The organism is Kitasatospora sp. NPDC056531 (assembly GCF_042794375.1).
Lineage (GTDB): Bacteria > Actinomycetota > Actinomycetes > Streptomycetales > Streptomycetaceae > Kitasatospora.
The window spans coordinates 41,407-48,646 of the sequence record NZ_JBHTTU010000033.1; the positions used below are offsets into that span (position 1 = coordinate 41,407).

Genomic DNA, 7,240 nt, shown 5'->3' on the forward strand with positions numbered 1-7,240 from the left:
TCTTGCAGGGGACGCCTTCAAAAAGAAGGACATAGACGAAAGCGCGCCGCCCGGTTGAAGCTTCGTCATTCCGCGGCGGCCGGGCCCCCGGCCTCCCCAGGGTCATGGCAGGCTCCGGGTCAGAGCGGCCCCCCGCCGACCGGCACCCCGTGCGTGGCCAGCGCTGCCACCAGCCGCTCCGGGTCGTCCGGGGTGATCACCGGCTTGACCCGCCGCCCGAGGTCGAGGACGAAGCCGACGCTCTTGTGCGTCCGCCCCGGGTCGAGGTTGAAGTAGTGCACGAAGTCACCGGAGCCCCAGATCCGCCACCGCCCGCTGAGCCCCGTCAGCGGCACCCGCCGCAGCCCGCGGATCCGCCCGTACGGGATGCGCTTGGCGGAGGCGAGCGGGAAGTAGTAGCGCCGGATGACGAGTTCCCGCTCGGTGCACGCCACCAGACCGTCGTCGTACATGTCGCCCAGGTTAGCCCCGGGCCCTCACCCACACCGTTTCGCGCAGCAGCCGCAGGCCGTTGAGGCCGACGATCACGGTCGAGCCCTCGTGGCCGAGCACGCCCAGCGGCAGCGGGAGGGTGCCGACGAGGTCCCACACCACCAGCACCGAGATGAACACCGAGGCGATCACCAGGTTCTGCACCACGAAGCCGCGGGCCCGCCGGGAGAGCGCCACCACGGCCGGGACGGTGGCGAGTTCGTCGCGCACGATGACGGCGTCGGCGGTCTCCAGCGCCAGGTCGGAGCCGGCCCGGCCCATCGCGATGCCGGTGTGGGCGGCGGCCAGGGCGGGCGCGTCGTTGACGCCGTCGCCGATCACCAGCACCCGGCGACCGTCCGCCTCCTGCTCCCGCACCGCGGCGACCTTGCCCTGCGGCAGCAGCCCGGCCCGGACCTCCGCGATGCCGACCTCGGCGGCCGCGGCCGCGGCGGCGCGCGGGTTGTCGCCGGTGAGCAGCACGGGCGCACGGCCGGTGAGGCCGGTCAGCGCGGCCACCGTCGCGGCGGCGTCGGGGCGCAGCCGGTCGGCGATCCCGAGCACGCCGACCGGGACGCCGTCCGTCTCCACCAGGACGGCGGTGCGGCCGCGCTCCTCCAGTTCGGCGACGATCACGGAGGCGGCGCCCTCGCGGCCGTTGAGCACCCGCTCCGGCGCGCCGACCGCGACGACCCGGCCGTCCACGGTGGCGGTGACCCCGACGCCGGGGACGGAGTGGAAGTCCTCGGCGACGGCCAGGGCGAGCCCGTGGGCCCGGGCGGCCTCGACGACGGCGCGGGCGAGCGGGTGCTCGCTGGGGTGCTCAGCGGCCGCGGCCAGGGCGAGCAGCTCGTCCTCGGTCAGGCCGGAGCCGGGCAGCGGGCTGGTGTCCGTGACGCGGGGGGCGCCCTCGGTCAGGGTGCCGGTCTTGTCCAGCGCGACGGCGTCGACCTGGCCGAGCCGTTCCATCACCACGGCGGACTTGACCAGCACGCCGTGCCGTCCGGCGTTGGCGATGGCTGACAGCAGCGGCGGCATGGTCGCCAGCACCACGGCGCACGGCGAGGCGACGATCATGAAGGTCATCGCCCGCAGCAGCGAGCCGGTGAAGGCCGCGCCGAAGGCGAGCGGCACCGCGAAGACGGCCAGGGTGGCGACGACCATGCCGATCGAGTAGCGCTGCTCGACCTTCTCGATGAACAGCTGGGTCGGCGCCTTGGTCTCGGAGGCCTCCTCGACCATGGCGACGATCCGGGCGATCACCGAGTCCGAGGCGTCCCGCTCGACCTTCACCCGCAGGGCGCCGGTGCCGTTCAGGGTGCCGGCGAAGACCTCGTCGCCGACCTCCTTGGCGACGGGCAGCGGCTCACCGGTGATGGTGGCCTGGTCGACCTCGCTCGCGCCGTCCAGCACCCGGCCGTCGGCACCGATCCGCTCGCCGGGCCGGATCAGGATCGTGTCACCGACGGTCAACTGCTCGGTCGGGACGTTCTCCTCGGTGCCGTCGTCCAGCAGCCGGGTCGCGGCCGCGGGCGCGAGGTCGAGCAGTCCGCGCACGGAGTCGGCGGTGCGGGCGGTGGCCAGGGCCTCCAGCGCGCCGGAGGTGGCGAAGATGACGATCAGCAGCGCGCCGTCCATGACCTGGCCGACGGCGGCCGCGCCGAGCGCGGCGACGATCATCAGCAGGTCGACGTCGAGGGTCTTCTCCTTCAGCGCCTGGAGTCCGGCCCAGGCCGGCTCCCAGCCGCCGGTGGCGTACGCGAGGGCGTACAGCGGGCCCCACGCCCAGGCGGGCGCGCCGGTGAGCTGGAGCGGCAGCGCGATCAGGAACAGCACGGTCGCGGCGGCGGCCCAGCGGGCCTCGGGCAGGGCGAACACCCGGGTACGGCGGCGCGGGGCGGTGTCCGGGCGCGGGGCGGCGGTGGGCGCGGGGCGCTCGGTCAGGGCGGTGGGCATGCGGACGGAACCCTTCGGGGCAGGGTGGGGCCGGTGACCCATCCACCATACATGAACATATGAAGGCCTCTTCATGTATGAGTTGTAGTATTGCCCTCATGGGTCATGGAGCCGCCCCCGCCACCGCCGTCCCGCACACGCGCCTGGACGCCACCAGCGCCGCCCGGGTGGCCACCACCCTGCAGGCCCTGGCCACCCCGTCCCGGCTGCTGATCCTCTCCCGACTGCGCGAGGGGCCCTGCGCCGCCACCGAACTGGCCGCCGAGGTCGGCATGGAGCAGTCCGCCTGCTCCCACCAGCTGCGACTGCTGCGCAACCTCGGCCTGGTGGTCGGCCAGCGGCAGGGGCGCCAGGTCGTCTACGCCCTCTACGACAACCATGTGGCCGCCCTGCTCGACCAGGCCGTCTACCACATCGAGCACCTGCGCCTCGGCCTCACCGACGAGCCGGACACCCTGGATTGACTTCCGCTCCCCGGCCTGAAGGGCGGGGGATCTCGGCCTCGTCTAACTGACGTCCCATCCGAGGGCGCGCGCCCCCTGCCGCGCGCCCTCGGCGCCCGGCTCACCCGGGCGCCTCGCCTCGAACAGTTGCCCCCCGAGCCTTCCCGGCATGCCCGAAAGGGCGGCGAACGCTGTCCGCGCGCCATCTGGCCCCGGAACCCACCACCGGGGTATCCAGGGTTCGGAACCAGATACGCAACCGGAAGGCACACCCGTGCCCGTACACGACCATGCCCCTGAAGCCAAGAGGCGACCGACCGCACAACCGGTCCGTCACATCAATACGGCCTCTCAAGGCTTCCTCGCCCTACAGGCATCCGTCGGCAACGCCGCCGTCGTGCAGATGATGCGCCGGACCGGCCGACTCCGCGGCCAGCACCGGCACGACGCCGGCTGCGGTCACCAGCAGCCCGACCAGGCAACCTCCGCGGTGCAGCGATCCGCCGTCCACAACGTTCTGTCCGCCGGAGGCCGCCCCCTCGACGGGCCGACCCGGACCGACATGGAGAGCCGCGCCAACGCCGCCCTGCAGCAGACAGAGCCCATCCAGCGGCTGGTACCCCACCGGAAGGATGCCGACGACGGTGACCACGACGCGCAACAAGCGTTCGACGCCTGTGTGAACGCCCTGGACGCCGCCGTCCAGGAGGCCTACAAGTACGTGGTCACGTACCCGGCACTGGGGAGCCTCGGCAGACTGGACGGCCACACCGAACACTGGCTTGAGGTCTGGGAGGAGTTCCTCGCGGGCCAACGCGGCTCGGTCAGCAAGGAGTTCGGCTACGCGGTGGAGTCCCTGGCCACCTACAACATGGCAACGAAAGCATCGACGATCCCCACGGGCTACTCCATCGGACTCCAGCAGGTGTACGGCGGGACCCGACCCGACGTCGTGCTCTACGGCCCCGGCCAGCAGTGCGTGGCCGCACTGGACATCACCGCGTCCAACAGCGGTGGGCACATCTTCGACAAGGACAGCTGGGATGCCCGGTTCAGCAGGTTCGCGGAGATCACCTATCCGTCCCTCGACGACAACACCTACATGTTGATGCGCGGCCAGGGCAACGCCACCGGTCCCGTGTCGGACGAGGCGCTCGCCGCCTTCCAGAACGCGGCGGCAGAACGGAAGAGGCAACTCACAGCCCGGTGCACGGAGATCAAGCAGGACTTCCAGGCCACAGTGGATCCCGTGATTCACAAGCATCGTGTGGAAATCGGCGTCGAACCAGAGTACGGCGTGGAGGTGGTCGTGAACTGGCTCCGTAGCGGGCGCTTCGACGTAACGAACGCGGAAGCAGATCAGCTCAAGAAGACGGCCTCCTGCGTACTGGCGGCGCTCGGAATCAACGGTACTCGGTACGGGTTCGGGCTCGGATACACCGCCAACATCGCCCGCGGCCAGTCCTTCCTCCTCGCGGCCGACCACCAGCCCGACGGCGCCAAGTGGGGCACGGCCGTCCCGGGGCCGGACCTCTCCGCGCTCAACGCTCCTCGTCAGTCCCGCACCCCCAAGTAGAGGAGCAGCTCAAGCGTTCCCGTGACTGCCCCGCCACCGCAGTCCTCTTCCCTGCACGGCGTGCGCGTCCTGCACCGGCCGAACACCGCTGGCACGTTCACGGCCGGACGTCACCACGAGGCCTTCATCCGTGCCGTCGCCACCGGCGAGTTCGACTTCGGGCTCCTCCAGGTGCCTCGCATCAGACCGGGGGCGGACGCCGGTTCCCCTGTGCCCGGCGTTCGCCCCCGATACCGATGGCCTGCGACAACCCGTCATACTCTGGATTCGATCACCACGATGCACAAGTGAATGTCTCTGGACCGCGCCTCGTAGCATCACTTAGATGTTGAACCTCGAACGCTTGCGCGTCCTCCACGCGGTGGCGATGACCGGATCCGTCGTGGGCGCCGCGCGGCTCCTGCACGTCACCACCTCGGCGGTCTCGCAACAGATGGCACGCCTTGAGCAGGAGACCGGCGCCCATCTGACCGAGCGTCAAGGTCGCGGTATCCGGCTGACCGAGGCCGGCACCTTGCTCGCCGATCAGGCCGAGGAGCTGCTCGCGCAGGCGGAGCGCGTCATGGCGGCGATGGCGCAGCACCGTGGAAAGGTGAGCGGCCGCCTCACGATCGCGGCCTTCCCGACCGCCGCCCGGGGTCTACTCCCCCCGGCGCTGCGGGCCCTGCGGTCGCGGTACCCGGATCTGACGGTCTCGGCGCGGGAGCAGGAACCGTACGAGGCCATCCCGGCGGTGCGGCGCGGGCTGCTCGACCTGGCCGTCGTCGAAGACTGGACCGATGATCCGCTCGCCCTGCCCCAGGGGCTGGACCACCGCGTCCTCCTCGACGACACCTACGACATCGCCCTGCCCTCGGACCATCGGCTCGCCGACCGTCCGACGCTGAGCCTGGATGATCTCAGCGATGAGGACTGGATCACCTCAAGCAACGGGCAACTGTGCCACGAGCGGCTGGTGCGCAGCGCCACGAAGCCCCGCATCGCCCACACCGCCTCGGAACACCCCACACAGATCGCGCTGGTCGCGGCAGGACTGGGCATCGCGATCATCCCGCACCTGGGACGGGAGGCGACGTCCGCTCCGGTGCGGTTCGTGCCCCTGGCGGACGCCCCGCGCCGCCGCGTCTTCGCCATCTGGCGATCCACCTCGGCCGCGCGCCCCTCGATCGGCGTCGCGGTGGACGCCCTGCTCGACGCCTGCCCGCCCGCCTGACAGGGACTGATCCCTCAGCCGACTAGGCCGAGTGGCCGCCGCAGCCCTGTCAGACGGTCTTGAGGGTGCCGCCGTCGATCACGTGGTCGGCGCCGTGAATGTTGGCGGCACGGTCGGAGAGCAGGAAGGCGACCAGGTCCGCGACCTCCTCGGGTGCGGTGAAGCGCCCCGAGGCGATGCCGAACTGCCCGGGCAGGCCCGCGAGCAAGTCACCGTGGCCCACCCCGGACGCGGCGGCCACCTTGCCGCCGAAACCGTCCGGGTCGGTCCACAGCGGACTGACCGTGGGGCCCGGGGAGACGGTGTTCACGCGGACACCGCGCGGTGCCAGCTCCTCACTGAGCCGCTTCCCGAACTGGTTCAGCGCGGCCTTGGCCTCCGCGTGGCCGATCGGCGCGCCGGTGGGCATGCGGGCATTGGTCGAGGAGATGTTCACGATCGCGCCCTTGCGGTCCGGGATGCTCGGCAACGCCGCCTTGGTGGTCCACACCGCGCTGAACAGGTTGAGGTCGAAGATCGTCTGCCACTCACAGCTGGGGTGGGTTCGTCAGGCTGCGGGCTTCGTCAGCCGGCGGACCAGGGTGACGACGGCCTCCCGGTCCGTCGCGGCATCGGTCGTGCCGGACATGAGCAGGCGGACCATCTGCGGCAGCGTGAACCACGCGTTCACCAGGCCGATCACCGCGAACATCAGTCGCGCCGGATCCACGTCCTCGGCCAGCTCGCCGGCCTGTTGCGCGGCCGCAAGAGTGGCGACCTTCTCGCTGTAGTGCGCGGTGCGTTCGGGCCCGGCCGCCAGCTCCTCGGACGCCGCGCCGCGCTGCAGGCCCTCCCAGGCCAGCAGGCGGGAGAAGTGCGGGTGGGCCGAGTGGTAGTCGAAGACGCGTCCGGCGTAGTCGCCGAGGTCCCGCCCCCGCTCCAGGACGAGCGGCACCGCTTCCGCCAGCTTGCCGAGTTCGGACGTCAGCACTGCGGAGAAGAGCTGCTCCTTGTTCCCGAAGTACTGGTAGATCCGCTCCTTGTTCACGCCCGCTCGGGTGGCCACCCGAGCGATCCGGGCACCGTCCGGGCCGAATTCGGCGAACTCCTCGACTGCGGCGTCGAGGAGGAGTTGCTGCGTGCGTGCGGTGTCCCAGGCCATGGCTCAACCATAGCGCGAATCTCCAACCAGATAGTTGGACATCCGCGCAGGCCTCTGCCAGAATCTCCAACCGAAGGGTTGGAGATTCTGGCTCCAGCCGATCGCCAAGGGGAGGAACCCGCCATGAGCGTCATGAGCACCGACAGCATCACCGCACCGGCACCCGCAGCCCCGTCCGCGCACCGCCGGGCGCTGCTCACCTGGCTCGCCGTCTACCCGACCATCACCGCCGCCTTCGTCCTGCTCGGCCCCTACCTCGGGCACCTGCCGCTGCCGCTGCGGACGCTGGTGATGACCGCCCTCGTCGTCCCGGTCGTCAGCTACGCGCTGATGCCCCTCCTGCTCAAGGCGGAGAGGAAGTTCGCCCGCCGCCAGGGTCGTCGGAAGTAGCGGGGGGGGGGGGGGGGCACGGACCGCACGGGAGCCACCCATGCGCAGCC

Annotated in this window: 9 protein-coding genes; 4 read left to right on the forward strand and 5 right to left on the reverse strand. The window is 71.3% G+C overall.

Going from position 1 to position 7,240, the window contains the following annotated elements; all coding sequences use genetic code 11:
* Positions 1-119: 119 nt before the first annotated feature.
* Entirely contained in the window at positions 120-452 is a 333-nt protein-coding gene (locus ACFQ87_RS25450; protein WP_380613114.1) for a hypothetical protein, read from the reverse strand.
* A 10-nt stretch (positions 453-462) separates the two neighbouring features.
* Complete coding sequence (locus ACFQ87_RS25455; protein WP_380613115.1) at positions 463-2,427, reverse strand: heavy metal translocating P-type ATPase; 1,965 nt, start codon at positions 2,425-2,427, stop codon at positions 463-465.
* A gap of 98 nt (positions 2,428-2,525) precedes the next feature.
* Between ACFQ87_RS25455 and ACFQ87_RS25460 the strand changes: the two genes are divergently transcribed.
* Positions 2,526-2,891, forward strand: a complete 366-nt coding sequence (locus ACFQ87_RS25460; protein ID WP_380613116.1) for an ArsR/SmtB family transcription factor — start codon at positions 2,526-2,528, stop codon at positions 2,889-2,891.
* A 346-nt stretch (positions 2,892-3,237) separates the two neighbouring features.
* Here the strand turns inward: ACFQ87_RS25460 and ACFQ87_RS25465 are convergent, their stop codons facing one another.
* Positions 3,238-3,381, reverse strand: a complete 144-nt coding sequence (locus tag ACFQ87_RS25465) for a hypothetical protein (RefSeq protein WP_380613117.1) — start codon at positions 3,379-3,381, stop codon at positions 3,238-3,240.
* 51 nt (positions 3,382-3,432) lie between these two features.
* Here ACFQ87_RS25465 and ACFQ87_RS25470 point away from each other — a divergent pair, with 51 nt between their 5' ends.
* Positions 3,433-4,446 carry a hypothetical protein gene (locus ACFQ87_RS25470; protein WP_380613118.1) on the forward strand — a complete coding sequence of 338 codons (1,014 nt, stop codon included), beginning with the start codon at positions 3,433-3,435 and terminating at the stop codon, positions 4,444-4,446.
* Between the two features lie 325 nt (positions 4,447-4,771).
* On the forward strand, positions 4,772-5,659 hold the full coding sequence (locus ACFQ87_RS25475; RefSeq protein WP_380613119.1) for a LysR family transcriptional regulator: 888 nt from the start codon (positions 4,772-4,774) through the stop codon (positions 5,657-5,659).
* A 49-nt stretch (positions 5,660-5,708) separates the two neighbouring features.
* Here ACFQ87_RS25475 and ACFQ87_RS25480 read toward each other — a convergent pair whose 3' ends face one another.
* Both ACFQ87_RS25480 and ACFQ87_RS25485 read right to left on the reverse strand, forming a co-directional pair.
* Positions 5,709-6,176, reverse strand: coding sequence for an SDR family oxidoreductase (locus ACFQ87_RS25480; protein WP_380613160.1), 468 nt, complete (start codon positions 6,174-6,176; stop codon positions 5,709-5,711).
* Between the two features lie 30 nt (positions 6,177-6,206).
* The gene (locus ACFQ87_RS25485; RefSeq protein WP_380613120.1) at positions 6,207-6,800 is read right to left on the reverse strand and encodes a TetR family transcriptional regulator; all 594 of its coding nucleotides are present in this window, start codon (positions 6,798-6,800) and stop codon (positions 6,207-6,209) included.
* A 123-nt stretch (positions 6,801-6,923) separates the two neighbouring features.
* Here ACFQ87_RS25485 and ACFQ87_RS25490 point away from each other — a divergent pair, with 123 nt between their 5' ends.
* Positions 6,924-7,190 carry a hypothetical protein gene (locus tag ACFQ87_RS25490; RefSeq protein WP_380613121.1) on the forward strand — a complete coding sequence of 89 codons (267 nt, stop codon included), beginning with the start codon at positions 6,924-6,926 and terminating at the stop codon, positions 7,188-7,190.
* Positions 7,191-7,240 lie beyond the last annotated feature (50 nt).

What these genes read in the sequence shown, in the direction of transcription:
- ACFQ87_RS25470 (WP_380613118.1), top strand. Translation starts at nt 3,433, where the DNA reads ATGGAGAGCCGCGCCAACGCCGCCCTGCAGCAGACAGAGCCCATCCAG.
- ACFQ87_RS25455 (WP_380613115.1), bottom strand. Translation starts at nt 2,427, where the DNA reads ATGCCCACCGCCCTGACCGAGCGCCCCGCGCCCACCGCCGCCCCGCGC.
- ACFQ87_RS25485 (WP_380613120.1), bottom strand. Translation starts at nt 6,800, where the DNA reads ATGGCCTGGGACACCGCACGCACGCAGCAACTCCTCCTCGACGCCGCA.
- ACFQ87_RS25490 (WP_380613121.1), top strand. Translation starts at nt 6,924, where the DNA reads ATGAGCGTCATGAGCACCGACAGCATCACCGCACCGGCACCCGCAGCC.
- ACFQ87_RS25450 (WP_380613114.1), bottom strand. Translation starts at nt 452, where the DNA reads ATGTACGACGACGGTCTGGTGGCGTGCACCGAGCGGGAACTCGTCATC.
- ACFQ87_RS25460 (WP_380613116.1), top strand. Translation starts at nt 2,526, where the DNA reads ATGGGTCATGGAGCCGCCCCCGCCACCGCCGTCCCGCACACGCGCCTG.
- ACFQ87_RS25475 (WP_380613119.1), top strand. Translation starts at nt 4,772, where the DNA reads ATGTTGAACCTCGAACGCTTGCGCGTCCTCCACGCGGTGGCGATGACC.